25 protein-coding genes are annotated in these 26,977 nt (G+C 50.4%); 1 reads left to right on the forward strand and 24 read right to left on the reverse strand.

Annotation, left to right across the window (positions count from 1 at the left end; genetic code table 11):
- Window positions 1–353 precede the first annotated feature (353 nt).
- The gene (locus KJS63_RS25435) at window positions 354–905 is read right to left on the reverse strand and encodes a 2TM domain-containing protein (RefSeq protein ID WP_068621784.1); all 552 of its coding nucleotides are present in this window, start codon (window positions 903–905) and stop codon (window positions 354–356) included.
- Window positions 906–997: 92 nt separating this feature from the next.
- On the opposite strand from KJS63_RS25435, the gene KJS63_RS25440 reads away from it, so the two are divergent.
- Window positions 998–1,615: a TetR/AcrR family transcriptional regulator gene (locus KJS63_RS25440; protein WP_213621589.1), complete on the forward strand. Its 618-nt coding sequence runs from the start codon at window positions 998–1,000 to the stop codon at window positions 1,613–1,615.
- Between the two features lie 60 nt (window positions 1,616–1,675).
- Here the strand turns inward: KJS63_RS25440 and lysS are convergent, their stop codons facing one another.
- From lysS to KJS63_RS25555, 23 genes are all read right to left on the reverse strand, one after another.
- Window positions 1,676–3,187: a lysine--tRNA ligase gene (lysS, locus tag KJS63_RS25445; RefSeq protein WP_068621779.1), complete on the reverse strand. Its 1,512-nt coding sequence runs from the start codon at window positions 3,185–3,187 to the stop codon at window positions 1,676–1,678.
- 95 nt (window positions 3,188–3,282) lie between these two features.
- Window positions 3,283–3,759: a transcription elongation factor GreA gene (gene greA, locus KJS63_RS25450; protein WP_068621778.1), complete on the reverse strand. Its 477-nt coding sequence runs from the start codon at window positions 3,757–3,759 to the stop codon at window positions 3,283–3,285.
- 240 nt (window positions 3,760–3,999) lie between these two features.
- The gene (gene dusB / locus KJS63_RS25455) at window positions 4,000–5,001 is read right to left on the reverse strand and encodes a tRNA dihydrouridine synthase DusB (protein WP_068621776.1); all 1,002 of its coding nucleotides are present in this window, start codon (window positions 4,999–5,001) and stop codon (window positions 4,000–4,002) included.
- 7 nt (window positions 5,002–5,008) lie between these two features.
- A complete protein-coding gene (locus KJS63_RS25460) occupies window positions 5,009–5,233 on the reverse strand; it encodes a helix-turn-helix domain-containing protein (protein ID WP_068621774.1) in 225 nt (74 codons plus the stop codon).
- Window positions 5,185–5,733 (reverse strand): 2-amino-4-hydroxy-6-hydroxymethyldihydropteridine diphosphokinase, encoded by a 549-nt coding sequence (gene folK, locus KJS63_RS25465; RefSeq protein ID WP_213621590.1) that lies wholly within the window; start codon window positions 5,731–5,733, stop codon window positions 5,185–5,187. The genes KJS63_RS25460 and folK overlap by 49 nt, the downstream gene beginning before the upstream one ends.
- 9 nt (window positions 5,734–5,742) lie before the next feature.
- Entirely contained in the window at window positions 5,743–6,105 is a 363-nt protein-coding gene (folB, locus tag KJS63_RS25470) for a dihydroneopterin aldolase (protein ID WP_213621591.1), read from the reverse strand.
- A 17-nt stretch (window positions 6,106–6,122) separates the two neighbouring features.
- The gene (folP, locus tag KJS63_RS25475) at window positions 6,123–6,983 is read right to left on the reverse strand and encodes a dihydropteroate synthase (RefSeq protein ID WP_244862772.1); all 861 of its coding nucleotides are present in this window, start codon (window positions 6,981–6,983) and stop codon (window positions 6,123–6,125) included.
- Entirely contained in the window at window positions 6,980–7,867 is an 888-nt protein-coding gene (pabC, locus tag KJS63_RS25480; RefSeq protein WP_213621592.1) for an aminodeoxychorismate lyase, read from the reverse strand. Before pabC ends, folP begins: the two co-directional genes overlap by 4 nt.
- A complete protein-coding gene (gene pabA, locus KJS63_RS25485) occupies window positions 7,864–8,445 on the reverse strand; it encodes an aminodeoxychorismate/anthranilate synthase component II (RefSeq protein WP_213621593.1) in 582 nt (193 codons plus the stop codon). Before pabA ends, pabC begins: the two co-directional genes overlap by 4 nt.
- Entirely contained in the window at window positions 8,442–10,061 is a 1,620-nt protein-coding gene (locus KJS63_RS25490; RefSeq protein ID WP_213621594.1) for an anthranilate synthase component I family protein, read from the reverse strand. Before KJS63_RS25490 ends, pabA begins: the two co-directional genes overlap by 4 nt.
- Before the next feature lie 461 nt (window positions 10,062–10,522).
- On the reverse strand, window positions 10,523–11,461 hold the full coding sequence (cysK, locus tag KJS63_RS25495; protein WP_068621759.1) for a cysteine synthase A: 939 nt from the start codon (window positions 11,459–11,461) through the stop codon (window positions 10,523–10,525).
- Window positions 11,462–11,769: 308 nt separating this feature from the next.
- Complete coding sequence (gene hslO, locus KJS63_RS25500) at window positions 11,770–12,657, reverse strand: Hsp33 family molecular chaperone HslO (RefSeq protein WP_213621595.1); 888 nt, start codon at window positions 12,655–12,657, stop codon at window positions 11,770–11,772.
- Window positions 12,658–12,734: 77 nt separating this feature from the next.
- Window positions 12,735–13,502, reverse strand: a complete 768-nt coding sequence (locus tag KJS63_RS25505; RefSeq protein ID WP_068621755.1) for a type III pantothenate kinase — start codon at window positions 13,500–13,502, stop codon at window positions 12,735–12,737.
- 5 nt (window positions 13,503–13,507) lie between these two features.
- Window positions 13,508–14,374, reverse strand: coding sequence for a carboxylating nicotinate-nucleotide diphosphorylase (nadC, locus tag KJS63_RS25510; protein ID WP_213621596.1), 867 nt, complete (start codon window positions 14,372–14,374; stop codon window positions 13,508–13,510).
- On the reverse strand, window positions 14,364–15,977 hold the full coding sequence (gene nadB / locus KJS63_RS25515; protein WP_213621597.1) for an L-aspartate oxidase: 1,614 nt from the start codon (window positions 15,975–15,977) through the stop codon (window positions 14,364–14,366). The genes nadC and nadB overlap by 11 nt, the downstream gene beginning before the upstream one ends.
- A gap of 38 nt (window positions 15,978–16,015) precedes the next feature.
- The gene (nadA, locus tag KJS63_RS25520) at window positions 16,016–16,954 is read right to left on the reverse strand and encodes a quinolinate synthase NadA (protein ID WP_213621598.1); all 939 of its coding nucleotides are present in this window, start codon (window positions 16,952–16,954) and stop codon (window positions 16,016–16,018) included.
- A 276-nt stretch (window positions 16,955–17,230) separates the two neighbouring features.
- The gene (gene ftsH / locus KJS63_RS25525; RefSeq protein ID WP_213621599.1) at window positions 17,231–19,351 is read right to left on the reverse strand and encodes an ATP-dependent zinc metalloprotease FtsH; all 2,121 of its coding nucleotides are present in this window, start codon (window positions 19,349–19,351) and stop codon (window positions 17,231–17,233) included.
- Between the two features lie 100 nt (window positions 19,352–19,451).
- On the reverse strand, window positions 19,452–19,991 hold the full coding sequence (hpt, locus tag KJS63_RS25530; RefSeq protein ID WP_068621745.1) for a hypoxanthine phosphoribosyltransferase: 540 nt from the start codon (window positions 19,989–19,991) through the stop codon (window positions 19,452–19,454).
- Between the two features lie 52 nt (window positions 19,992–20,043).
- Window positions 20,044–21,501, reverse strand: coding sequence for a tRNA lysidine(34) synthetase TilS (gene tilS / locus KJS63_RS25535; protein ID WP_213621600.1), 1,458 nt, complete (start codon window positions 21,499–21,501; stop codon window positions 20,044–20,046).
- Window positions 21,502–21,595: 94 nt separating this feature from the next.
- Entirely contained in the window at window positions 21,596–22,549 is a 954-nt protein-coding gene (locus KJS63_RS25540) for a serine/threonine protein kinase (protein ID WP_213621601.1), read from the reverse strand.
- Entirely contained in the window at window positions 22,512–23,252 is a 741-nt protein-coding gene (locus tag KJS63_RS25545) for a vWA domain-containing protein (RefSeq protein WP_213621602.1), read from the reverse strand. The genes KJS63_RS25540 and KJS63_RS25545 overlap by 38 nt, the downstream gene beginning before the upstream one ends.
- A gap of 196 nt (window positions 23,253–23,448) precedes the next feature.
- The gene (spoIIE, locus tag KJS63_RS25550) at window positions 23,449–25,956 is read right to left on the reverse strand and encodes a stage II sporulation protein E (protein WP_213621603.1); all 2,508 of its coding nucleotides are present in this window, start codon (window positions 25,954–25,956) and stop codon (window positions 23,449–23,451) included.
- Between the two features lie 444 nt (window positions 25,957–26,400).
- Window positions 26,401–26,898, reverse strand: a complete 498-nt coding sequence (locus tag KJS63_RS25555) for a S1 domain-containing RNA-binding protein (protein ID WP_068621737.1) — start codon at window positions 26,896–26,898, stop codon at window positions 26,401–26,403.
- Between the last annotated feature and the right edge of the window lie 79 nt (window positions 26,899–26,977).

Raw genomic sequence — 26,977 nt, forward strand, 5'->3', positions numbered from 1 at the left:
CAAACTCTCCATTAAAGTGTTTGACTTGCTCATTTTGAAACTGACGAGAATTTTAATTCTCATTCGATCAAAGAACCAAAGTTCTTCAATCTTGTATCTCACTCGTTGTTCAGTTTTCAAAGATCAATTTCTCATTTCGTTCTCAGCACCGTTTCTCGCTGACAACTTTTATAGTATATCATGTCCGGCTCAACATTGCAACACTTATTTTTAAATTCTTATTCATGCTGCTTGGCTGCCTCATATCTTTCCGAAGCAGTATGTTGTTTTTCTTAACCGGAATTAGAATATACCATGCCAGCGAGAAATATACAACCCCTTTTTCAGAATACGGGGTTATGCAATAAATTCCTTTAGTCTACAGAATGGCCTTTTTTAACCTCACGCGGCCATAAGGTATAACTAAAGCTGATAAGAAAATCAATGCCCAATACAGTTCCCCATCCCATAATGAATTGTTCGAATACTTTTGTTTTCTCAGGTTCCCCCACCCACAAAATCAATAAAGCAAGTATAGCTGAACCAATAACCCACGCTAACAAATGCCTATACCAGCCTGCTCTCTCCCGCCTTGCATGTTCTGCTCCACCCTTCGGTTTCTTGGCGGGCTTACTTCCTCCAGCAAACTTGTAAGCAAACCGTTCATCCGCCCATTTGATCATTCTGTGCCCAAATGCCACTGTGCTTCCCAAATAGATCGCAGCAACCCCGTGATATGCAGTTGCCTCGGCACCCTGCTTGAGATCCACTGCTGTAGCGATAAGCAGTACAAGATCGACAAGAGGTGTACATAGAAGAAGCAGACCACCCAAAAATTTATTTTTGAGCAAATAACGCGTACAGAGTCCAGCCAATACAAACACCCAAAATGCAATTTCGCAGCCTACAATTAACCAGCCAATCAAGCTAACTCACCTCATTCATTTATTTAGTACAACTGTGCTACAAAGTTTATAACACACTGTATTAAATAAATCAACCATGGTATAATCAACTTATGCCTAAAATTGTAGATCACGAAAAACAGAAACAACTGCTCGCCGAGGCCACGTGGAGAATTATCTGTCGTCATGGCATACAGCAGGCATCCGTTCGTCATATCGCCAAAGAGGCCAACATGTCGGTTGGGTCACTGCGGCATTACTTTGCAAGCCAGTCTGACCTATTTGCCTATTCTATGCAGCTCGTTTCAGAGCGGGTCGAAAAACGAATACAATCGATTTCTTTTAACGGCCCTCCACTAGAGGATATGAAGAAGGTATTATACCAGCTGCTGCCTATAGATGAAGAATCCCGGTCAGAGATGGAGGTATGGATTGCTTTTACAAGCAAGGCACTGTCTGATCCTGCTCTTAAAGCTTTAAACAATGCTGTATATGAAAAAATGCGGTTTGGCATTCAGTCTATTGTTGAAGCTCTCATATCTCATAACCTGGCACAGCCGGATCTGGATCTTGAGCTTGAGACGGCACGTCTTCACGCCCTCATTGACGGACTTGCCATGCACGCGGTCATCAGCCCCGCTACTATGTCATCAGAGCGAATGCAGCTGCTGGTATCCCAACATCTTGATGCGCTTTGCAGCCAAACGGGACAAAAAAAGAACAGCTCCTGAGTTTAAGCTCAGAAGCTGTTCTTTTATTCATAATATCTATTCAAGATCAAAAATTTAGTATTATTCGGCTGAACGTGAACGCATATGAGGGAACAACAGGACGTCACGAATGGATGCGGAATCCGTAAGCAGCATAACCAGACGGTCTATACCGATCCCAAGTCCGCCGGTAGGCGGCATTCCGTATTCAAGCGCCCGGATGAAGTCGTCGTCCATCTCGTGAGCCTCATCGTTACCCTGCTCGCGCTCCTTAAGCTGATCCTCAAACCGCTGACGCTGGTCGATTGGATCATTAAGCTCAGTGAAGGCATTGGCATGCTCGCGCGCAACAATAAACAATTCGAAACGATCGGTAAAGCGCGGATCCTGCTCATTCTTCTTCGCAAGCGGAGAGATCTCAACCGGATGGCCTGTAATAAAGGTTGGCTGGATTAGGGTCTCTTCAACAAAATGCTCAAAGAACGCATTCAAGATATGTCCGAATGTCATATGCTTCTCCACAGGAACCTTATGCTCCTGGGCAAGACGGTGAGCTTCTTCATTGGTCATTTGTACACTAAAGTCTACACCTGTGACCTCTTTAACCGCATCAACCATAGATACCCGGCGCCACTGTGGACGAAGGTCCACCTCTTGGCCTTGATACTGAATCGTCTGTGTACCCAGCACTTCCTGGGCAATATGAGCAACCATATTCTCGGTAAGCGCCATGATGTCTTTGTAATCCGCATAAGCTTCATACAATTCAATCATGGTAAACTCCGGATTATGTCGTGTGGAAATCCCTTCATTACGATAGACACGTCCGATTTCATAGACCTTCTCAAGCCCGCCGACAATCAAACGTTTCAAGTGAAGCTCAATCGCAATCCGCATGTACAGCTCCATATCAAGCGCGTTGTGATGGGTGATGAACGGCCGGGCCGCAGCTCCCCCTGCGATGCTGTGAAGCGTAGGCGTTTCTACTTCGAGATAGCCCAGCGAATCCAGGTACCGGCGCATAGACTGAATAATGCGGGAACGCAGAATGAAAGTCTGTTGGACTTCAGGATTGATGATCAGATCGACATAACGCTGACGGTAACGAAGCTCAACGTCCTTCAAACCGTGATATTTGTCCGGTAGAGGATACAGTGATTTGCTGAGGACTTCCAGGTCCTTAACCTTGATTGTAGTCTCTCCGGTCTTGGTCTTGAACACCTCACCGCTGACTCCCACAATATCCCCCAGATCAAGCAGATCGAAGGCTTCATATTTTGCTTCAGGCACAGTGTCTTTACGGACGTAAATCTGAATCTTGCCGCTCAGGTCTTGGATGTGAGCAAAGCTTGCCTTACCCATGCCCCGCTTCGCCATAATGCGGCCGGCAATACGGACTTCCGGCGCCTGCTCTTCCAGTTCTTCCTTGGAGAAGCTGTCGTATTTTTTCAAAATATCCCCTGCGTTATGGGTACGCTCATACTTCTTCCCAAAAGGGTCAATCCCGAGCCCGCGCAGCTCGTCCAATTTGTCGCGGCGAATTTGCAGCAGCTCGCTGACTTCCACTTCCTGATTTGTGTTTTCCTCGCTCATTCGTCGTTCAACTCCCTTACTCACTTTGATACCGCACTTACGGCCAACTCCTACAAATACAGTGAAAGAAGCTTCCTTAAGGAAGCTCCTACCTCTTACTTCTTGATTTCTAAAATTTTATATTGAATGACGCCCGCTGGAACCGTTACGTCAACAACTGTCCCAATCTTCTTGCCAAGAATGGCTCTACCAACCGGACTTTCATTAGAAATCTTATTCTGAAGCGGATCGGACTCGGCTGTACCTACGATGGCATACTCCATCTTGTCGCCGAATTCCAAATCTTCAACGATAACTGTTGAACCAATGCTTACTGTATCCGTATCAATCTCATCATTGTTAATGATGCGGGCATTGCGAAGCATTTTCTCCAACGTTATAATACGGCCTTCGATAAAAGCCTGCTCATTCTTCGCGTCCTCGTACTCCGAGTTCTCGCTGATATCACCATATCCGATGGCTACCTTAATCCGCTCGGCCACTTCACGGCGTTTCACGGATTTGAGGTTCTCCAGTTCTTCTTCCAGTCGTTTCAGACCGTCTTGGGTAAGAATAACTTCTTTATCGCTCATCAACCGATTCTCCTGTCATGGAAATAATTTTCGCAAATTTCACGCATCATTTAGAGAATATCATATGCAATCTCACAGAGATGAGAACATCCCTATGCTGTGGAAGTTATCTCCTGAGGCGAATTTATACTGAGAAATTATAGGGTAAGCACTGCAAAATGTCAATGACATGCAGAGCAAGAAATGTAAACGTTTTAACAGCCCCGCTCTGTCAGATATTAACCTAAGGTTCCGACCTAACTACGCCGTCACGGCAACGTCAGCCGGCTCATTTTGAAGCCCCGCCACATAGTCCTCCAGAATACGGACCATTTCATCACGCTTCGTCTCTTCCATAATCATGTCCTTCACGCGCGCACCGTCTTCCATGCCTTTCAGATACCAGGCCAGGTGTTTGCGCATTTCTTTCACTGCGACATTCTCGCCTTTAAGCGCGACAAGACGGTCCATATGAAGAATCGCAATCCGAATCTTCTCTTCCGGTGTCGGCTCTGGAGCCAATACCCCGTTCTTCAAATACTCAATGGTCCGGTACAGCATCCATGGGTTACCCAGGGCGCCGCGTCCGATCATCACTCCATCACAGCCGGTCTCATCAAGCATCCGGCGCGCATCCTCAGGCGTGCTGACATCCCCATTACCAATAACCGGGATAGAAACGGCTTCCTTCGCCTGTTTGATATAGCTCCAATCGGCATGGCCGGTGTACAGCTGCTCACGGGTACGTCCGTGAACACTAATGGCTTTGCCCCCGGCAGCTTCAACCGCTTTGGCGTTATCCACTACAAAGATATGGTCGGAATCCCAGCCAATCCGCATTTTTACTGTAACCGGCTTGCTTACGGCATCCACTACAGCCGACACCATTTCATAGATTTTGTTCGGGTCAAGCAGCCAGCGCGCACCTGCATCACACTTGGTCACCTTAGGCACAGGACAGCCCATATTGATATCGATAATGTCCGCGTTGGTCTCCTGATCGACAACCTTGGCCGCTTCCACAAGGGATGACCGGTCCCCACCGAAAATCTGAAGGCTCAGCGGCTTCTCCCGCTCATCCACGAACAGCATCTCCCGGGTCCGCTTGTTCCCGTGAAGGATCGCCTTATCGCTAACCATCTCTGCACATACCAGACCGGTGCCGAACTCCTTCGCAATTAAGCGGAACGCCGGATTGCACACGCCCGCCATCGGAGCAAGAACGACCTGGTTCTTCATTTGTATATCGCCAATCTTAAGCATGTCGGTCTCACTCCTTTGTTATATTTGTATCAACATGCACCAGTTCATGTACCGAAATGCCAAGAACCTGTGCAATCGTCTCAATGACTTTGTCTTCCGCGCGGCGGTTCCCCCGCTCAATGGCTCCCAGCACCGCAAGGGAGATGCCGGATTGTTCGGCAAGCTGCTGCTGGGTGTAGCCTTTTAATTTGCGGAATGCCCGGATGCGCTGGGCCAGCTGCATTCTTTCCACAAGCGGACGCCTTCCTTTCCGCCCCCTGATGTCAATGCGTGTTGAACATACGGATACAGACCCGTAGTCTCGGTCGCTGGCACGATCTCCGCCAGCGGAACGAGCACAAAAGCCCGCTCGTGCATACGTGGATGTGGAAGTGTTAACCGGGGCGTATCTAGTGTTCTCCCTTCCATCCAGAGCAGGTCCAAATCCACTGTCCGCGGCCCCCAATGAATATGGCGCTCACGCCCGAGATCAAGCTCAATCTGAAGCATCACCGTCAGCAGCTGTTCCGGTTCAAGCGTGGTCTGAAGAGCCAGTGCCATATTAATAAAATTCGGTTGATCCACATAACCGACAGGATCTGTCTCATACAGAGACGAGCAGCGGAGGATCGTAATCTCTGGGTGCCGGTTCAGGCGATGGATAGCTTCAAGCAGCGTAGCCTCCCGGTCGCCCAAATTAGCCCCCAAAGCAATATAAGCCTCTGAGTTTTCAGAGGAGGAATGTGAATTCATCGCAAGTTCTCACTTTCTGGACCTTAACAGTTCCACCGTGACACCCTGGAAGTGAATATCAAAAGGGGGATGAGGTTTGGTTACCTTCACGGTTAGTTCATCTATAACAGTATAAGTGTCCAGTATCTCGGATGCAATACACTCGGCAAGGGCCTCAATCAATTTGAAGCTCCGGCCTTCCACTATTTTCTTAACCAGCTCATGCACCTCGGCGTAGTTGACTGTACGGGTCAAATCATCATTCACCCCAGCCTCTTGCAAGTCAAGCTTGAGCTCCAGATCGATATAGAAGCGCTGTCCCAGCTTGCGCTCTTCTTCAAATACACCATGATAACCGTAATATTCCATGCGGGTTAGTGTCATTTTATCCATAACTTTCATACACCTCTCTAATTCTGCTCAGTGGGATGATCCTTGCTGTACACCACCGCATCGCACATATCAATTGTTCTTTTTAGCTGGGCCACATCATGCACCCGTATAATCTGGCAGCCTTGAGCAATGCCCAATGCCGCGGTAGCTGCCGTCCCTTCAACCACATCATCCGCCGGAAGATCCAGCGTGGTACGGATGAACTTCTTGCGTGAAGTAGCCAACAGAACCGGATACCCAAGCTCGGTAAGCCGGTCAAGCGACCGCAGGATTCTTAAGTTCTCATCATGATCCTTAGCAAAACCCACTCCTGGGTCGAGGATAATGTTATCCCTGTGAACTCCGGCCCGAAGCGCAATATCAATACTATTCTTAAGATCAGCCACAACATCGTCCATAAAATGCTTGTAATTACGGTCTTTCCGGTTATGCATAAGTATAATCGGGCAGCCGAATTCTGCCGCAACTGCCGCCATATGCGGGTCTTCCTTGGCTCCCCATATATCGTTAATGATGTGCGCACCCGCCAGAAGTGCCTGCCTAGCAACTTCGGCTTTATACGTATCAACGGAAATCACAATCTGTGGTGCAGCTTCATGAATCGCCTTGATGACCGGCAGCACCCGTCTTAATTCTTCATCCAAACCTACAGGCTCATGTCCGGGTCGGGTAGATTCCCCGCCGATATCAATAATATCGGCTCCGTCCGAAGCCATCTGCAGGGCATGCTTCACAGCTGCTTCCGTGCTGATATACTGTCCCCCATCAGAGAACGAGTCAGGGGTGACGTTAAGAATCCCCATAATCAGGGTTCTCTCCCCCAAGCTCAGTGTGTTCTCCCCACAGCGGTAGCTGCGCTGATAAACCTGTGGTTTCACCCAAAATCCCTCACTTTCTCCCGGTACGCTTGCAACAACAGAGCAGTATGCTTACCACATTTCCCCGTGCCCACGTTGTGCCGGCGATCATCCAAATCATACAGAGCGGTTACAGGCACCAGTTCCTGTATGGAGTTTGTTATAAATACCTCGTCAGCCTGCAGCAGATCCTGCCATGTGTACAGGCCCTCTTCTACAGCAAGCCCTGAGACAGAAGCCAGCTTCAGAACGCACCTTCTTGTAATCCCAGGCAAAATTCCCGTCTTGATAGAAGGGGTATACAGAACATCCTTGCTGATAAAAAAAAGATTGCTCACAATCCCCTCGGCCAAATAGCCCTCGGCTGTCAACAAAAGCCCCTCTGCAGGTTCATCCCCTGGCTTTAACCTGGCGCTGAGCTCCCGCTTGGCCAATATATTATTCATATAATGCACCGACTTTAAACGCACATCGCCTTCAGGTGTGTTGCGCCGGGTAGCCAGCAGCCGGAGTGACCGGCCATCGGTATAAAGAGCAGCAGGAGCAGCGGGAAGGGGCTTAACATAAACGATCTCCTGAGGTGACAAGTAATCGCTCGACGGAAGGCCAAGTCCATCCTCTCCAGCCGTCACCGTATAGCGGATATATGCCTCGGTCAACCCGGAGGCGGCGAGCAGCTCTGAAAGGTGGCTCCGCAGCTTAAGCGGCTGCGGCTCATAGACGATGCCAAGTGTCCTGCAGCCCTGGTTTAGCCGGTCTAAATGCCAAGAGAGGAAGGCCGGGGTTCCGTTATACGTTCGGAAGGTCTCAAATAGCCCAAGTCCGTACATGAAGCCGTGATCCATTACAGAGATCACGGCTTCATCAGCAGGCACAACCTTCCCATTGACACCGATGTAATTCAAGCTTTCGCTCCTGCCTTGCGGCTGAGGAAGTTGCGCAGGATTTGGTGTCCATGATCGGTAATTATAGATTCAGGATGGAACTGCACCCCTTCAATCTCATACTCTTTGTGGCGCAGACCCATGATCTCCCCTTCCTCCGTCTCCGCAGTAATCTCCAGGCAGTCCGGAAGACTCTCCCGTTCAACAAGCAGCGAGTGATACCGCGTTGCAGTGAATGGGGATGGAAGGCCCTTGAACACTGAGGTGCCGTTATGAAGAATCGGGGATGTCTTGCCATGCATCAACCGTTCGGCTCGGATTACTCTACCTCCGAACGATTGGCCAATAGCCTGATGGCCCAGGCATACACCGAAGATAGGGATCACTCCCTTGAGCTTCTCAATAACCTCAAGGCTGATTCCCGCTTCATTCGGCGTGCACGGTCCCGGCGAGATCAGAATATGATCCGGTGCGAGCTGCTTAATGCCTTCAATATCGATCTCATCGTTACGGCGGACGGTAACTTCCTCGCCAAGCTCTCCGAGATATTGGACGAGGTTATACGTGAACGAATCATAATTATCAATAACCAAAATCATGTTAACATCTCCTGTTCCCGGTGCTTATGGGCCTCTTCTTCGCTAAGCTCCATCGCGAGCGCCACAGCCCCTGCTTTGTTCTGGCATTCCCTGTATTCACGGTATGGCTCGGAGTCAATCACAATTCCGGCTCCGGTCTGAATATATCCAATCTGATCTTTAACAACCAGAGTACGTATGATAATGTTTAACTCCATATTACCACGGTAGTCAATCCAGCCGATGGACCCGGTGTAAGGCCCGCGCGTAACCGGCTCCAGCTCTTCTATAATCTCCATGGTTCGTACCTTGGGCGCTCCGGTTATGGTGCCCCCGGGGAACTTGGCCGCAATGACATCGTAGAGCGTGCGCTCCGGTGCAAGCTGCCCCTTGACCTCAGAGACCAAGTGCATCACGTGGGAATAGTATTCCACAGCCAGCAGTTCGCTGACCTGCACCGTACCATAGGCAGCAACCCGGCCCAGATCGTTGCGCTCCAGATCCACCAGCATAATATGCTCCGCTCTTTCCTTCTCACTACCGCGAAGCTCTTCAGCCATCTGCAGGTCTTCCGCTTCGGTTCTGCCCCGGCGCCGGGTTCCCGCAATAGGCCGGGCACTCATCTCGCCTGCTTCGAGCTTTACCAGCAGCTCGGGCGAACCGGATACCAACCGGTATTCGGGAAAGCGAAGAAGCCCCATATACGGCGAAGGGTTCAAGTGGCGCAGCCATTCATAGACCTCCTCTGATGATGAGGTCAGCTTCCTCTCCTGTCTGAGTGACAGGTTAACCTGGAAGACATCGCCCGCAGCGATGTACTCCTTAATCCGAACTACGGCCTGCTCGAAATCTTTTTGCGCAAAAGAGGATCTTAGACCACTCACCGGCCAATGCCCTTCGCGCCGGGCTGTTTCAATCCGGGTTCTGCGGCGCTCGGCCATATCAGCCTGGACTCCCGCTTCTGCGGCACCGGCAATCTCACCCCACAAATGGCTCATCGCCGCCCCTCTCTGCCAAGCTTGCTCATACAAGGCGGCTAGGACAGCTGGCTCGGCCTTGGGCGTTGCTGTTCCGTTCAGTTCCAGTTCCCGCATATAATCAGATAACGCCTTATCTACCCCGGCATGAATGACCGCATAAACCGCCTGATCCTGCTGATCGATGATCCACAGTTCTTCCATCCGCATCCAGACGTAGTCGTCCAGCTTCAAATCATCCTCCGCCTTCTTAGGCAGCTCCTCGAGGGAACGGGCGACGTCATAACCGAGAAAGCCCACACAGCCCCCGCTAAACTTGGGCAGTTCCGGAACACCAGGAGCACGAAATGGACTCATCCATTTCCGGATCAATTCAAGCGGCGGCCCGCTCATAGAAACGCGCTTCCCGGAGCTAAGATCCTGAACCTCCGCCCTGTTCCCCTTGCCTCGGATCACCGAGACTGGTTCAAGCCCAAGGAACGTGTACCTTCCGTCCTTTCCACTCTCCAATACGAAGGAATAGGGGGAGGCATGCTCCCATGCCTTCATCCAAGAGGAGGGGAGCTTGCCGTTATCCGCAATCCGCACGGCAAAAGGCAGCAGATTATATCCGGCAGAAGCCCACTCCTGCCACTGCTCCATTGTTGTTAAAACGTTCATCCCTATCCCCCTTTGCCTAAGAAGCCTGTCTATTGTCTGCTAGTATACTAAAGGATCCGCCGGGATGAAAGCCCCAATCTTTGTTTTCTCCTGGTCATTTCGTCCAGTCTCCAGGCATCCGTCTTGCAACGCCATACTGCGCGCTGGCAGCCTCATGCGGTGCGAAAAATATACAAAGCAGCCCCTGTAACTCCGTCGCCGGAAATTACAGGGGCTTCTATCTTACATTCAGTTAAGCTATATAAATTGAACAAATGATTGTACGGATGGAGGCAGCCGTATGAAATGTTCTTCCGATCGCTGTTGTTCACGGATTTCTTGATCCAATAAATCCCAATACGGTAGAACTCCGTTCACAAAGGCGAACGCTACGTTTCTCCAGAATCATTTCACACTCTTGCCTGTGGGTAATCCTTAAGTTCAACTTATATAGTTAATTCTATAAACCATTCAAAAGTAAATTAACCTTCAAAGTTGTACAGCGGCGTACTCAAATAACGTTCGCCATTACTTGGAATGACCACCACTACACGCTTGCCTTTACCCAGCTCTTTAGCTACTTTTAGTGCCGCAAACACAGCAGCCCCTGAGGAAATACCTGAGAGAATACCCTCTTCTTTGGCGACTTTGCGCGCTTGATCGAATGCTTCTTCATTCTCAACATGGATGATCTCATCATAGATTTCACGGTTTAAAATTTCTGGAATGAAGTTGGCGCCCAGACCCTGAATTTTGTGAGGTCCTGGCTTGCCGCCCGCCAGAATTGGAGATGCCGCAGGCTCAACCGCTACAATCTTGATGTCAGGGAAACGGTTCTTCAACACTTCACCCGCACCGGAAATCGTTCCGCCTGTACCAATACCCGCCACAAAAGCGTCAAGCTTGCCGTCCAGCGATTCAATCGCTTCGACGATTTCTGGCCCTGTTGTCTCACGGTGAATCTTCACGTTAGCCTTATTCTTGAACTGGTCAGCAAGGAAGTAATCCGGATTAGCAGCAAGAATCTCTTCCGCTTTCTTGACGGCCCCGTTCATCCCCTCTGCCCCAGGTGTGAGGACAAGTTCAGCTCCATATGCACGGAGCAAATTACGGCGCTCAATACTCATCGTTTCAGGCATAACGATTACCGCCTTATATCCTTTGGCTGCCGCAACAAGCGCCAGACCGATACCTGTGTTGCCGCTGGTTGCTTCAATAATTGTGCCGCCCGGCTTAAGAAGTCCTTGCTTCTCAGCTTCTTCCACAATGCTGATGGCGATCCGGTCTTTCACGCTGGAGCCCGGGTTCTGATACTCAAGCTTGGCATAGATTTCCGCACTGTCTTCCGGTACGATACGCTGCAAACGAACCAGCGGTGTTCCACCAATCAGTTCTGTGACATTATTTACGACTTTAGCCATAATAAAACCCTCCCTTGGATAAGTGCAATCCTATCTCTATATGGATGGAACCAACCTTCATTCAATCCATCTAGCTCATGAAAAGAAATAAAAAAAGCATTTCTGTATATATCCTATGATGTAAGCTAACGATTCTATTTCGGTAAACTGACTTTAAGTGAATATCCGAGTAAATAAGTAGGTTTTCACCTGATATTATCTTATCAATATGCACCGGAGGTTGTCAATAATAGAACGAAAAAATACTTTGCCCTCCAGACCACAGTCCGAAAATGCAGAAATTTTCTGCAAGCAAAGTATTTTACGTCTTATTTGCTCTTGGCTTGCTCCAACAGCTCTTTCAACTCGGCTCGGGTAAATACATACGGTTCTCTGCAGAAGTCACAAACCACTTCCGTTGTTTCCTCTTCTTCGATCAATTGCTCCAGTTCGCTTTCACCAAGACTGATCAGCGTCTTCTCCACGCGCTCACGGGAGCAGGTGCAAGCAAACTTGATCTCCATTTCATCCAGAACGTGCACATCCGGAACAATCCGCTTCAGCATCTCCTCGAGACTGAGCCCTTGATCCAGCATGGAAGTTACCGATGGCAGTTGTCCAACCGCCTGCTCAATTGCGGAGATCTCCGCATCACTGAGACCTGGAAGCAGCTGAATAATAAATCCTCCAGCCACATTTACGGAAGAATCCGCATCTACCAATACACCGAGTCCCACGGCTGATGGGGTCTGCTCGGATACTGCAAAATAATAAGTGAAATCCTCACCGAGCTCCCCCGATACGATCGGTACACTGCCGCGGTATGGCTCTTTAAGGCCAAGATCTTTAATCACATGGATAAAGCCGCTTGTCCCTACCACTCCGGCCACATCCAGCTTACCCAGGCTGTTGCTTGGCAGATGGACATGCGGATTATGAACATATCCCCGCACTTCTCCTCCGGCATTTGCAACCGCCACAATCTGGCCGATGGGGCCATCACCCCTGACCTGAATGGTCAACTGCTCCTTGCCCTTCATCATAGAACCCATCATGGCCGCCGCGGTAAGCGTCCGTCCCATGGCGGCTGTTGCCGTTGGATAAGTATCATGTCTGCGGCGCAGCTCCTCTACGAGCTGGGTTGTCCTAACCGCAAAGGCACGAACTTTGCCGTCCATAGCTGTTCCTCTTATTAAACGATCTTTCTCTTCGCTCATATCAGGTTGCACCTCCTTGGTTTTTGTACGAATCTGCTGTCTGTCGCCAGTGCATCCTGTTTAGATGCTAATTCAATCTACCCTGCATTGCGTTCATAAATCAACCGCAGCCCTTCAAGAGTTAGCAGGGGATTTACCTCTTCAATACTGGTGGTCTCGCTGGCAATCAATTCTGCCAATCCGCCTGTCGCTACAACCTTAGGTTTCGCGTTCATTTCAGCACGGATACGTCCTACAATTCCATCCACTTGACCGGCATATCCAAAAATAATCCCAGCCTGCATAGCATGGATCGTATTGCGCCCAATCACCTTCTTCGGCTTCTCCAGCTCAATTCGCGGCAGCTTGGAAGCCCTCTGGTACAGCGCCTCCGTGGAAATTCCGATGCCCGGCACGATAGCGCCGCCCAGGTAGTTGCCCTGCCCATCTATGCAGTCAAACGTGGTCGCCGTCCCAAAATCAACCACAACCAGTGGTCCGCCATACAGCTCAACAGCGGCAACCGCATTGACAATCCGGTCGGCCCCAACCTCACGCGGGTTCTCATAGCGCAGATTGAGTCCAGTTTTAATCCCTGGCCCCACAATAAGCGGCGCCTTTTTCAAGTACATCTGGCACATTTGTTCAAGGACATGCATCAAAGGAGGAACCACTGATGAGATGATAACTCCTTCTATATCCCGTACATCAATATGGGACATTTGAAACAAATTATGAATCATGACTCCGTATTCGTCGCCCGTCGACTGCCGATTAGTTCCAAGACGGAAATGGTGCAGCAGCTGACGGTTCTTATAAATACCGAGCACAATATTTGTATTGCCTACGTCAACGACTAGGATCATGGCAGTTACCTTCCTTTCTTGGCATTCAGATCAAGACTGATGTCCATGCTTTCAAAGGAGTAGGTTAATCTGCCAACGGAAATGACATCCACTCCACTCTCAGCTATCCCCTGAAGCGTATCCAGCGATACATTGCCGGAAGCTTCCACAGTCACATGCGGTGATACTGACTTGATCCGCTGAACAGCTTGCTTCATCAGCTCCGGATGCATATTATCAAGCATGATAATATCCGCTCCACAAGCGAGTGCCTCTTCAACCTGATCCATATTTTCCGTCTCCACTTCAATGGTCATCGTGTGTGGGATATTAGCCCGGGCCCGGTTAACAGCCTGCGTAATTCCGCCCGCTCCCTTAATGTGATTATCCTTGATCATGACAGCATCATACAGACCGAAGCGGTGATTAGCCCCTCCGCCCATACGTACGGCGTACTTCTCAAGCATCCGGTGGCCTGGGGTCGTCTTACGGGTATCCACCAACCGGACCGCATGCCCTTCCAGGGCGTCAACATATGTACGCGTCCGGGTCGCAATGCCCGACAACCGCTGCAGCAAATTCAAAGCCAGACGCTCTCCTGTCAAAATACTGTGGGTGCTGCCCTCCACTTCGATCAGTACCGTCCCTTTGGCTACGGCCTCTCCGTCCTGTACACGGGCGGTGAAGACCAGCGTTGGATCAACCACCTCGAAGACGAGCTGTGCAACCGGAATCCCGGCGATCACGCCATCCGTTTTGGCATGAATAATTCCTTTGGATTCATGTCCAAAAGGGATCGTAACGGAAGTCGTTACATCCCCTGAACCCACATCTTCTTTTAACCAACCACGGATGGACTCTACTAGTCCCTCGTTATATCCATTAAAGATCATTGATCGCTTCCTCCAACATTCCTTGTTCACGGTGGTGAACAATTCGTTTAAGTCCGTAACAACCGTCTTGCCCTGGGTAGTCTTCCCGGTAATGCCCTCCCCGGCTTTCTTTACGATGGATAGCAGACTCTGTAATCACAAGTGCACAGATCAGCATGTTAGCCAGTTCCATCTCATGATTATACCGCAGCTTCGCCCCAAACAGGTCTGTCATCTTCCGAAGCTCAAGAAGACCAGCCTGAAGCAGCTCTCCGTTTCTTCGTACACCGGCATGCTTCACCATAATGTCCTGGAGCTCTCTACGCCGCTCATCCGGTTCAGATACAACTGGCTTTCGCGCTTCATAATGGGATATTCCCCCGATGGCCTTCTCCAGAGGAGGAAGCTCACGGATTCTTCCAACAATCCGCCGCCCAAATACAATGGCCTCGGTTAACGAATTGCTGGCAAGCCTATTGGCGCCATGGACCCCTGTAGAGGAGACCTCTCCGCAAGCAAACAATCTGGTGATGTTCGTCTCCCCATTCAGGTCCGTCTGAACTCCCCCCATCATGTAGTGGGCAGCCGGCGCAACTGGGAGCCAGTCCTTGGTCATATCCAGCCCATAAGACCGGCAGGTTTCATATATCGTTGGAAAGCGGTTCTTGACCGTATCCGGCTTTTCGTGGGTAATATCGAGGTACACGAATTCAGACCCGGCAGCTTCCATCTCACTCACGATGGCTCTGGCTACAATATCCCGGGGGGCAAGCTCCCGTTGAGGATGATATTTCTCCATGAACCGCTCGCCTTGGATATTCCGGAGAACTGCCCCTTCACCCCGGACAGCCTCCGAAATAAGGAATCTGGGAGCTCCCGGGAGACATAAGGCTGTAGGATGGAATTGAATAAATTCCATATCCCGGATTCTGGCTCCAGCTCTATAAGCCAAGGCCACGCCGTCTCCGGTCGCAACATCCGGATTCGTCGTATGACTGTAAAGCTGCCCGGCCCCTCCGCTGCACAGCAGAGTTGCCCCGGCCTGAAGAAAGGATCTCTGTCCATCAGGTCCCTGAATCAGGGCACCCAGACATTCCTCTCCCTCAACAATAAGGTCAATAACAAAGTGATCTTCCCACACCTCAATATTGTCCGTATCTTGGACCTTACGGGATAACGCACGTACGATCTCATATCCAGTAGCATCCCCATTCGCATGAAGAATACGCCGGTGGCTGTGTGCGCCTTCCTGGGTCAAGGCCAATTCTCCATTCTCATGGTCAAATTCGGCCCCCATCCGGATTAAATCGCGTATTCCATCGGGGCCTTCATGAACGAGCACTTCCACCGCTGGCTCCGAACAGAACCCAGCTCCGGCGAACAAGGTATCCTCACGGTGTGATGCCGGTGAGTCCTCTTCCGAGATCACCGCTGCAATTCCACCCTGGGCATATCTCGTATTGCTCTCCATTAGTCCCTTTTTCGTAATCACAACAACCTGGCGGTCCGCACTTGCCTTAATCGCCGTGAACAGTCCAGCGATTCCTGTTCCAATCACAAGTACATCGGTTTGTTGTGAAGGGAGCTCTCCCAGATCAAAATCCACTAAATATTTCGGTATCATGTCATTCACCTGTCTTAAGGGCAAGAGAGTAGCGCATGCTACTTAACTTGTAACATGCGCTCTAAGGATGCTCTGGCTTTGTCTGCAACAGCCGGTGGTACATAAATCTGCGGCTGCATCGTCTCCAGACATTTCACCAATTTCTTCAAATTATTCACTTTCATATTTGGGCATACCAAGAATTTCGTTGCGAAATAGAACTCTTTATCCGGACTGTCCAGTCTGAGCTGATACCCTGTGCCATCTTCCGTTCCCACAATAAATTGTTTGCAGTCAGACTGTTTGCAGTAGTCTAAAATCGCTGTAGTGCTTCCAACAAAGTCGCCCATCTCAACCACTTCGGGGCGGCATTCCGGATGAACCACAAACTGGGCTTCCGGATATTTCGCCTTCATCTCAACGACGTCCTTCACGGTAAGCATATCATGGGTGTTGCAATAACCTTCCCAGATAATCATCTTTTTGTCTGTGTGCTGCTGCACATAGTGCCCCAGGTTCTTGTCCGGCACCCAGATGATTTCATCGGCATCAACAGAGTTTATTACCTTGACTGCATTAGAAGAAGTACAGCAAATGTCAGTCTCTGCTTTAATCTCCGCAGACGAGTTAATATAAGTGACGACCTTGGCATTTGGATGCTGGGCCTTGACTTTTCTAAGACCGTCCACATTGACCATATCCGCCATCGGGCAGCCAGCGCGCTCGTCAGGAATTAGAACCGTCTTGTTCGGAGCCAGGATTTTAGCACTTTCCCCCATGAAATGAACGCCGCAGAACACAATAACCTCCGCATCCGTCTGTGCGGCTTTCTGTGCAAGCAAAAAAGAGTCTCCGCGGAAATCGGCGACCTCCTGAATCTCATCTCTCTGATAGTAATGAGCCAAAATAATGGCGTTTCTCTCTTTCTTCAATTGAACCAGCCGTTCGCGCAGCTCACGGTTCTGCTCCGCTTTGCGTTCCAAAGCTAATGCCTCCACCAGACATCCTCCCTTGTATCTACAGCAATACGAATTTTTAGAATCATAGTTATAAAGGTGAACCGATGCACGCATTTTGCTAATTTCAAGACTTATAACTATTGTCTGATCCCCTGTCAAAAACTTTGTGCATTGTTTAACAATTAATTTACACAACGTTAGTTCTGCTGTCAATCAGCCGCAATCGTCAAAAAAACCGGAAAACACTAAGTGTTTTCCGGTTTGCTTCCTAGAATGCTGTTTGTAGACAGATGTCAGCTTTACGGTAGTTGCAAATTATACAGTAGGGTTGCCACCCGTGTTCCCGTTGCCGTCTTCGTCCTTAGACTGCGGACTAGCAGGGGCATCGGGTGCATCTTTGACCGTTCCCTGTGGAGTATCGACAGGATGGTCTCCACGGATGTCGTTCGCTGAACTTCCCGGCACATCGTTAGGAATGTCCCCACCCGGTACTGGCGGCTGGGCCTCCTCATCTCTGGCCTGAATGCGAACATTGACATCACCGATCGTATCTACAATCGGAGAGCCCGATTCCGAGGAACCGCTGTCTTCCCCATCTGCATCCGGTGTAAGCTTGCCTGTCTCGATCAATTGCTTGATCTGATCCAGTTCAAGAGTTTCCACCTCAAGAAGGGTTTCGGCAATTAGATGAACCTCTTTGGAATATTTCATCAGGAGCTGTTTACAACGTTCATAACTTTCATTGATGAAACGCTGCATTTCCTGATCGATCTCATAAGCAATCGCATCACTGTAGTTCTGTTCATGCCCGATATCACGGCCCAGGAATACCTGGCCTTGAGAAGTCCCGAACTGCATAGGACCCAGCTTCTCACTCATACCGTACTCCACAATCATACTGCGCACGATACTGGTCGCCTGCTGGAAGTCGCTGTATGCCCCGGTTCCAATTTCACCAATGAACAGTTCTTCGGATACACGGCCGCCAAGGAGGCCTGTAACTTTATCAAGAAGCTCTTGCTTTGTTACCAGCATACGGTCTTCCTTCGGCATCATGATTACATATCCGCCGGCACGACCGCGTGGAATGATCGTTACCTTATGGACCATATCCGCGTGTTCGAGGAAATAACCGACGATCGTATGACCAGCTTCGTGGAAAGCCACAATCCGCTTCTCGCGTTCGCTGATCACCCGGCTGCGCTTCTCTGTTCCGACAATAACGCGGTCAATCGCTTCATCCACTTCACGCATGGAGATATCCTTGCGATTACGGCGGGCTGCAAGCAGTGCCGCTTCGTTCAGCAGGTTCTCCAGATCTGCACCGGTGAACCCGGTGGTACGTTTCGCAATAACATCCAGACGGACATCTTTGGTCAGTGGTTTGTTGCGTGCATGTACTTTAAGTACAGCTTCACGGCCCTTCACATCCGGACGGTCCACTGTAATCTGACGGTCGAAACGGCCCGGACGAAGGAGCGCCGGGTCAAGAATATCCGCACGGTTCGTTGCAGCCACGATAATAATGCCTTCGTTGCCACCGAAACCATCCATCTCTACGAGCAATTGGTTGAGCGTCTGCTCACGCTCGTCATGTCCGCCGCCGAGTCCGGCGCCGCGCTGACGTCCCACTGCATCAATCTCGTCAATAAAGATGATACATGGTGCATTCTTCTTCGCGTTCTCGAACAAATCACGTACACGGGATGCACCGACACCGACAAACATCTCCACGAAGTCAGAACCGGAGATGCTGAAGAACGGAACACCCGCTTCACCTGCTACCGCACGGGCAAGCAGGGTCTTACCTGTACCTGGAGGACCCACAAGGAGAACCCCTTTAGGAATGCGGGCACCCACAGCTGCGAATTTGCGCGGATCCTTGAGGAACTCAACCACTTCCACAAGCTCCTGCTTCTCTTCGTCGGCGCCAGCTACGTCTTCGAAAGTAACCTTCTTCTTCTCTTCATTATATAACCGGGCCCGGCTCTTGCCGAAGTTCATCACTTTGCCGCCGCCGCCCTGAGCCTGATTGAACAGGAAGAAGAACAGAATGAACATGATCGCCAGCGGAACAATGGAGGTTAGGAGCGTAAGCCATATGCTGTCACCCTCCATCTTCTTCCAGGAGAAGTGCACGTCGTTCTTCTGGCTGTAATTCTGTAGCTCATTGACTACATTCGTATCATATGGAACATAGGTCTGGAAGTTCTCCTTGTTATCAACCTTTGCTCTGTATTTACCGGTCACCAGATATGCGTAACCGTCGAATTGACCTGTCATTTCCTTGACATTGTTCGCCTGCAGCTGCTGGCGGAATTGGTCATATCTAGGGGTGTCGGCCGCTTCGCCCCCGCCGCTGAGGAACTGGACGATGCCCACCACGACTAAGAAAAGAATTAAATAAAAACCAGAATTCCGGATGAACCGATTCATCCCCTACCTCCTCTCAAAACACTTAAGTTATTTTACCATAGCCTGTCTGGCCATCTCAACAATGACACAAGGAGGCACTAGGCACTTGCGGAGTGCTGCATTAGCTGGTGTAAATCTCAGGCTTTAGAATCCCGATGTAAGGGAGGTTGCGGTACTTCTCGGCATAATCAAGTCCATATCCCACAACAAATTCGTCGGGAAGGACAAACCCGGTGTAATCCGCTTCCAGATTCACCGTCCGGCGTGCCGGCTTGTCAAACAAGGTGACTACCTTGGTGGACTTCGCATTGCGGCGCTGCAGTATGTCGATCAGATAACTCAGCGTTAATCCGCTGTCAATAATATCTTCAACGATAAGGACATCCCGTCCTTCCACTGAATTATCAAGATCCTTGATAATTTTCACCACGCCTGATGACTTCGTGGAAGCTCCGTAGCTTGAGACAGCCATGAAGTCAAGCTCCATAGGTACTGTTATCTCTTTAACCAAATCGGCCATAAAAATAAAGGCCCCTTTAAGAACACAAATTACAAGCGGGTTACGGCCTTCGTATTCCTTGCTCAGCAGCTTGCCGAGTTCCACTACCTTCTCTTCAATCTGTTCGCGGCTGATAAGTACTTCTTGAATATCGTTCTGCAAAGCGTGAACCTCCTAAGTTATACTATGAAAGCCTGACTATGGCGATAACCGGTTAACTTCCGCCCTCTAATGGCTCCATCTGCATATGCAGGATGGACGAGGTACTGCTCCCGACCGCCGCGTGGGCGGATCTCCGGACACCAGGCAGCCACAAAATCCGGCCTGAAGCATCCGTAACAATGGGGATCTTAGAGCGGACAGATGGAGGTATTTTCTGATCAATGAAAATATCTTTAACCTTTTTGCTTCCGTTTAATCCCATGACTTTCATGATATCTCCCGGCTTACGGGAACGTACGATCAGCGGATAGTTAATCTTATCCGCATCAAATAGTGCTTCTTCGCTTCCGGCCGTCTTCCAATCCGGCTGGGCAGACTGGAGATTCACCGGCCGTATGGTAATTCTTAACTCTCTTCCGGCTTCCGGTAACGGTAATCTTGCGGGAACTTCCTCCAAACGGTATGTATATTCCTGCTTAACCTGATCCGTAGTCTCCGGCAAAATAGATACTGTATTATATTCGCGTATACAACGCAGGCCTCCTCCCAAGTCGAGAGTCCAATTGGTCGGGTGCTCCTGCAATACGCCTTCACGAATGGCTTCAATCTTCACGAAATCCATGTCATCCGTGTTCAAAGGCAGATAATTTAATATTAGTTTAATCAACCTCCGTTGTAAAGCGACATGTAAGCGGGCAAATTCTTTCACAGGGAAGCAGCTCCCCCCTTGCACCTGGCTAACCATCGCTGCATAGGCTTCTTTCACCGCCTGCTGCATATAATCATCTTCCTCGCCGGCAACCTCAGCCAGGCGATTCAGCGATTCAGCCAACTGACCATTATATTGCCCCAAAAAAGGCAGCACATCCAACCGTACCGCATTTCGGGCATATTTATTGCTCAGATTACTGCTGTCGGTCACGTATTCCAAGCCGGAATTCCGGCATACCTGGATCAAGTCCGTCTTGTATATACGCAGTAGTGGCCGGATTAGTTCCACATTTTTTTCCCGCCGCTTCACCCGCATTCCGGCAAGCCCGCTCATTCCTGTACCCCGGAGCAGCCGCAGCATTACCGTCTCGGCCTGATCATCCCCATGATGGGCAAGGGCGATGGAGGAAGCATTATAATGTTGGGCTGTACGATGTAAAAATTCATATCTTTTCTCCCTGGCCGCCGTCTGGACACTTAATCCGGATTCCTCCATATAAGCAGGGACATCATAACTTCCAAGCTCAAAGGGAATACCGAGGTCCTTCGCGATCCCTCTTACAAATTCCGCCTCGGAATCCGACTCTTTGCCCCGAAATCCATGATTGACGTGAGCACATACCAGGTTAAGCTTAGCTTTGGAGTCTTTGGCAATATGATGTAGGGCATGCAAAAGAGCCACAGAATCCGGACCTCCGGATACTGCGACCACAATACAGTCACCAGGTGACCACAAGTCGTATTTGCTGGCCATCCGCCTCAGATAAGCCACAAGCTGATTCATGTTCATGTCTTCCATGCATTTCTCCCCTTAAATCACCCGCATAATCATAAGCTCGATGCGTGCACCCGTCCTCTTCAGGAACGACCGCCCGCACTGTGCCCCCGCTGAACTAGCGCAATGTTAGATAGATGGCACATACGAGCAGGAACAGGGAGATAGCAAACGCACCCTTGAGCCAGCCCGGCGTCCTGCGAACGGATTTGCGTGCCGGAGTGCGTGAGATCATTCTTTTCCATGTATCATAGGCCTCTTCTGTATTCTTAAAACTGCCGCTAATCGCCTTCTTAAGCCAGCCGGAATAAGATTTGAGCCGCGGCTCCTGCTCGATAATCTGAATCAGGTCCGCTGTACTGCGAGTCTGCGGCAGCTGCCGGGCCGCAGCCTTCAGCTTGGATTCCGCCATCATATGAATACACACAACAGCGAACGAAAACCAGTCATAAGCCGCATCCGCCGTCCTGCCCCCGGCATTCCAGAAGCCCCGGTCATACCATTCGGTGAACTGCTTCACACTGCGGCCATGCTGGCTGACGCCCCCGTAATCAATCAGCTCGACATCCCCATAGGTGGAGACCAGAACATTGTCCGGCTTCAGATCACCGAACACCCATCCGCCCTTATGCAGGATCGCCAGCTGCCCAAGCAGGTTAAGCCCGGCTACGTCCAGCCACTGGCTTCCCCGGCGGGTCAGAAATTTGCTCAGCGGCTCTCCCTTAACATACCGCATAACATAGAAAGGAATCTCCCTATCCGCATAGGAGAAGTCATCCACCTCCACCAGATAAGAAAGATCCCGTTCCTCTGCCGCATTCGGCTTCCCCTGCCGCTGCAGAGCCTTCAGCACATTGATCTCAGACTGAAGATCAAAGGTGTCATATCCCATCTTAAGTGCATACAGATTCCGGGTACCCGCCTGCTGGACCAGGTATACCACACCATTCGCCCCCTGGCCCAACCGGCGCTCTATCAAGTATCTGCTTCCGCGCCATTTCCCTGTAACAAGCGTCCCGGCCGGGATGCCAGCTTTATACGACGTAGTCACCGAGCATCCCTTCTCTTTCATCTCTTTCCTCCGGACCCGTTTGATTTCCATTTATTGTACCATACCGGAAGAAATCAATCACCTTGAGGATCGCCGGCCCGGTGGGAGTCGCCCCTCTGACAGGAAGCCGCTGGAACAAGCTCCGTAGACCGCTGAGATCCTCGGTCCAGACCTGATCCAGCACGGCCTCTTCGCCTCCGTGCCGCCCGGGGAAATGAAACACCGCAACCCGGCTTCGGCCTTCGCGCGCACCGAGACTGATCATAAGGTCCCTTATCGCTTCCTCTACGGCAGCAAGCTTGGGTTTCATACTGGCACTCGCATCAATAAGAAGGACAATATCGAGTGGTGTTGTTTCCGTAAGCTCGTCCATGACCTCAACCACCTCAGACCGTTTGTCCGGCGGGAGGTCCTCCACCGATGCTTTTCCCAAAATTTGTTTCAGTTCTCTATTAACCGCCTGCTGGATCGTCTGAACCACCGTCTTTCGGGTGACCATCTGCATCGTCTGGGCAAGCTGCTCAGTTCCTGATATCCGGCTCATTCCACCTCCTGCCTTAGCAATCTCCCGGATCTCCAGACTTCCCAGCTCGCCAATCGTTCCATAGTCTACTATCCCGATCACGTTCACGGTGATCCCTTCCTGCCGGGCCAGCGATGCGGTCATGACCGGGCTCTGCCCCACATTTGAACAGCCGTCTGTGATTAACAAAATTTGCTTCATATAATCCCGCCCTTTCCGGATTCCAGAATCTCTATTTCTAGTATCTCCAGTGGGCATAAGTTTCAAACCTGAGAGAGAGTTTTCAAGAATTCAGCTATATAAAATGAACTTATGAAAGTTACCCTATTCGGGGCGCTGCGATATGTCTCATGCAATCTAGCCATTTCCCGGGCAATCCACTTGTCCTTAGCTTGCCTTAGCTCACGGTCCGCGGCCGTTCCAGCCGATCGACCCCCGGAATCCGCAGTGTAGACCACTCCGGTCTGCGGTGATCCACCTTGGCAACAGCAACGGTCATATCATCATTAATCTGGTTGCCCTGGTAACGAATTACCGCTTCAAGCAGACAGTCTGCGATTGTCTGCGGATCATCGCTGTCCACTTCCTGAATCAGCCTTTTGATCCAAAGTTCCTTATTTACCGCATATCCCGGAGCATCATAAATGCCGTCAGTCATCATAATGAGAATATCACCGGGCAGCAGCTGCATCGTAACCAGATCCACTTCAATATCCTGGATAATACCAATCGGCAGATTACTTGCCGATACCGGGATCACCTCGTTCCCTCTGCGGATAAAGCTTGGGGAGGACCCGATCTTCATAAACGTGGTTCGGGCCGAATGCTCGTCGATCAGGGCCATATCTACAGTTGCATAGATTTCATCAGGAGATCTTAACATCAGCACGGAGTTCACGGATTTAATCGCCAAAGTCTCATCCATGCCGGACTGCAGCAGCTGCTCCAGTATGTTCAGCGCCGTGCTGCTCTCCAGCCTTGCCCGCTCCCCGTTGCCCATTCCATCGCTCAAAGCCACGGCATAAGTTCCGTTGCCGAGCTCGGCGGCACTGAAGCTGTCTCCAGACAGCATGTCCCCTCCTTTGGCAGTACCGGCTACACCCGTAGAAATTTCATAGGTTTTGGCTGAGCCAAAGGTGACATTCGCCAAGCCCTCGCGTCCTGCAGGAACCGATTCATTCATGACCGCGATGTGCTCATCCAGAATGTCTGACAGCAGCGGAGCGATGATTTTGCGGCACTCATCGTATCCACGGGTATAGGCATGAACGATTTCGATCTCCACATTACCGTGATCAAGGCAGATAATATCCACGCTGTGAATAGACAGACCCATGATCTCCAATGCCTCCCGGATTTGCTCCTCTTGGCGGTATAAAGTCTGGCTCTCCCGCTTGATCTCTTTAGCCAAATCCTCCATGACCTGGGATACTCCAGATAGCTGCTCTGCAACCAGCTGCCGACTGTCGTATATTTGCCGCTTCCAGTGCATATCATTCTGATAGAGCTCGTATTCCCGCTTCATAATATTAAGGACCAAATCCGTCTTCTTGCATACCTTGCCCCATCTGGCAGGCAGCTCTTCATGCTTCACCTCCGGATTCTCTTCTATAGAAGTCATCATTTCGGTCATATATTTATAGGTCTGATAGAAATTGCCGTCCCAGCAGTGATTCTTGCGGAAGCAGGTTCCGCAGGCCCCCTCGGTGACCGCATTCATAAAGTGGTCCATTTCCTCACCCCGCCGGGTAATTTCCCCGGCGCTGGATACCTGGCCGAAGCTGCGTGACAGCTGCTTGAACACGTGTGAGAATTGGGTCACCCGCTCAGCGGTAATATCCCGGATCCGCTTCGCATATTCATGCTGGGACTCGGTGTAATCCTTGGTCCCCGGCACATATTTGGCGATGAATCCGATAACAGTCTTCGGCGTCAGCATGAATAACACCACCGCCGCACAAGTCTCCCAGGTGGAGGCCATCACCTCCCCTGGACCGGTCAGGTAAATGGACAGAATAGATGAACCGAGGAGCATGCCGAGCCCTACGGACCATTTCCGCCCTTCACGCAGCATGCCGGCCAGCATCCCCGAGAACGCTAGCAGGCTCATCTGATAGATGGCCGACATGTCGGCGAGGCTTAGAATTAATCCGGTGATCACGCCTACCGAGGCACCTAGGGGCGCACCCCCCACTAGAGCAAATAGGAGAATCAAATATCTGGACAAGATATGCTCCAAGGACAAGCCGTTAATCTGCCAGCCTACCGCACCCGTCATGACGGAAGCAAGCAGGATGATCAGGCAGAGGATCTCCTCATTCCGAAGGCTGTAATTCTTCTTACGATATGTAAATATAGGAACCGCCTGCAGAAAGACAAGGGTGAGCACGAAGCTGAGCACCGAATCCAGAACGGTCATGGTTACGGTATACCAGGAAAGTGACGGACCAATAAGTGCCACGAACAGGTTAACGAAAAAGGCTGAGGTGAATACCATCAGAGGTGCATAAGATATTTCTGCCTTCTCGAAGGACTCAAGCCCCTTTTGCATCAGATAGACCATGATCATCTCCCACACAATGGCAAGGAAATGGTGATGCGGGGCGAACAGCACGCCAGCGACAACGGATGCGAATACCGGCAGCAGCAGATCACGCCGCATGAACGCAATCACTGCAAAGTAGGCAACCGCGAACGGGGAAAGTTCATTTAAGATCGTGGCCTTACCGAGCAGGAAGCCCATAAGGGTCAGCAGAAAAGCCCATTTGTTGGCTGCAACGAACCGGCTTGTCCTCATAGCCGCAGGGGTCTCCCTCCACTTCAGCCACCACTTCGTCCCATCCTGTTGTTGCTCCTTCGCCTTCTTCAGTCCCGGAAAAGCAATCACATTCCATTTCTCCATCATGGCACCACCTATTCTGGATTTTTGTATACAGATTGAACTAAAGAGATGAACGCCAGACCTGCCCGTAATCGTAAAGTCTTTTGCTTCGCCTGTCTTTAGCTCAACCTGTATAGTGAGGTATGTCCCATTATAGGAGGGCCTATGTGGAAAGTTTGTCAGAAAGCCGGGTATGCCTCAAAGAAATTTCCGACAAATTGAGAGGACTGCCGCCTGCCTGTCTGGCCCTTGCTCCCTCTTGCCTTTTCACCAACTGACCGTATCTATGTTCGCCCTTCCGCTGCCATAATTTCAAGGCTTGTTCGCCCCGCGTTCTTAGCTTTTTTACCCTGAGATTGACGGAAAACCAACGGATGTTGTCGTTAAAAAAATTCAGTAGGGAGAAGGCGACAAAAAAACCGTAAGCCGAAGCTTACGGTTTGTTGTATTCAAAAGTTGATGCTGTAATTACATACGTTTTGCGCCGCGTCCACCGCGTTTGCCTTCGGTGTTCTTCTTCAGCGACGAGATCCGTTCTTCACTATCTTTGAGGAAGCGTGACATTTTATCTTCAAAAGAAGTTTTGCCCACTGGAGGTTTGAAAGAGCGTCCTCCGCGATCCCGGTTGAAGCCGCCTCCGCCACCACCGCCAGGGCGATCTCCGTCTCTACCGCCGCCACTTGGACGATCCGGTCTAGGCGCACGTGGAGGTCTTGGTGCTTCCACAGGCTTATCTACCGTCTGCTTGATCGAAAGCCCGATCTTGCCGTCTTTATCAACGTTAATAACCTTAACGGTTACAACATCGTTGATCTTCAGATGATCGTTAACATCCTTGACGTAATTATCGGCGATTTCCGAGATGTGTACGAGACCGGTGACACCTCCTGATAGATCCACAAATGCTCCAAAGTGCGTGATGCCCGTCACCTTGCCTTCTAACTTGGTGCCCACTTCTATTGCCATAAAATAAAATGATCCTCCCTTAAAAATGTCACCAAGATCTCAAGCTCTTGGCTGCGGTGATTTGATTATACCGAATGAC

The organism is Paenibacillus sp. J22TS3 (assembly GCF_018403205.1).
GTDB classification, from domain to species: Bacteria; Bacillota; Bacilli; order Paenibacillales; family Paenibacillaceae; genus Fontibacillus; species Fontibacillus tuaregi.

Bases quoted from the DNA above. Each gene is read 5' to 3' on its own strand.
- KJS63_RS25440 (WP_213621589.1), top strand. From the start codon at position 998: ATGCCTAAAATTGTAGATCACGAAAAACAGAAACAACTGCTCGCCGAG.
- lysS (WP_068621779.1), bottom strand. From the start codon at position 3,187: ATGAGCGAGGAAAACACAAATCAGGAAGTGGAAGTCAGCGAGCTGCTG.
- greA (WP_068621778.1), bottom strand. From the start codon at position 3,759: ATGAGCGATAAAGAAGTTATTCTTACCCAAGACGGTCTGAAACGACTG.
- dusB (WP_068621776.1), bottom strand. From the start codon at position 5,001: ATGCTTAAGATTGGCGATATACAAATGAAGAACCAGGTCGTTCTTGCT.
- folK (WP_213621590.1), bottom strand. From the start codon at position 5,733: ATGAATTCACATTCCTCCTCTGAAAACTCAGAGGCTTATATTGCTTTG.
- folB (WP_213621591.1), bottom strand. From the start codon at position 6,105: ATGGATAAAATGACACTAACCCGCATGGAATATTACGGTTATCATGGT.
- pabA (WP_213621593.1), bottom strand. From the start codon at position 8,445: ATGATTTTGGTTATTGATAATTATGATTCGTTCACGTATAACCTCGTC.
- KJS63_RS25490 (WP_213621594.1), bottom strand. From the start codon at position 10,061: ATGAACGTTTTAACAACAATGGAGCAGTGGCAGGAGTGGGCTTCTGCC.
- cysK (WP_068621759.1), bottom strand. From the start codon at position 11,461: ATGGCTAAAGTCGTAAATAATGTCACAGAACTGATTGGTGGAACACCG.
- hslO (WP_213621595.1), bottom strand. From the start codon at position 12,657: ATGAGCGAAGAGAAAGATCGTTTAATAAGAGGAACAGCTATGGACGGC.
- KJS63_RS25505 (WP_068621755.1), bottom strand. From the start codon at position 13,502: ATGATCCTAGTCGTTGACGTAGGCAATACAAATATTGTGCTCGGTATT.
- nadC (WP_213621596.1), bottom strand. From the start codon at position 14,374: ATGATCTTTAATGGATATAACGAGGGACTAGTAGAGTCCATCCGTGGT.
- nadB (WP_213621597.1), bottom strand. From the start codon at position 15,977: ATGATACCGAAATATTTAGTGGATTTTGATCTGGGAGAGCTCCCTTCA.
- ftsH (WP_213621599.1), bottom strand. From the start codon at position 19,351: ATGAATCGGTTCATCCGGAATTCTGGTTTTTATTTAATTCTTTTCTTA.
- tilS (WP_213621600.1), bottom strand. From the start codon at position 21,501: ATGGAAGACATGAACATGAATCAGCTTGTGGCTTATCTGAGGCGGATG.
- KJS63_RS25540 (WP_213621601.1), bottom strand. From the start codon at position 22,549: ATGAAAGAGAAGGGATGCTCGGTGACTACGTCGTATAAAGCTGGCATC.
- KJS63_RS25545 (WP_213621602.1), bottom strand. From the start codon at position 23,252: ATGAAGCAAATTTTGTTAATCACAGACGGCTGTTCAAATGTGGGGCAG.
- spoIIE (WP_213621603.1), bottom strand. From the start codon at position 25,956: ATGATGGAGAAATGGAATGTGATTGCTTTTCCGGGACTGAAGAAGGCG.
- KJS63_RS25555 (WP_068621737.1), bottom strand. From the start codon at position 26,898: ATGGCAATAGAAGTGGGCACCAAGTTAGAAGGCAAGGTGACGGGCATC.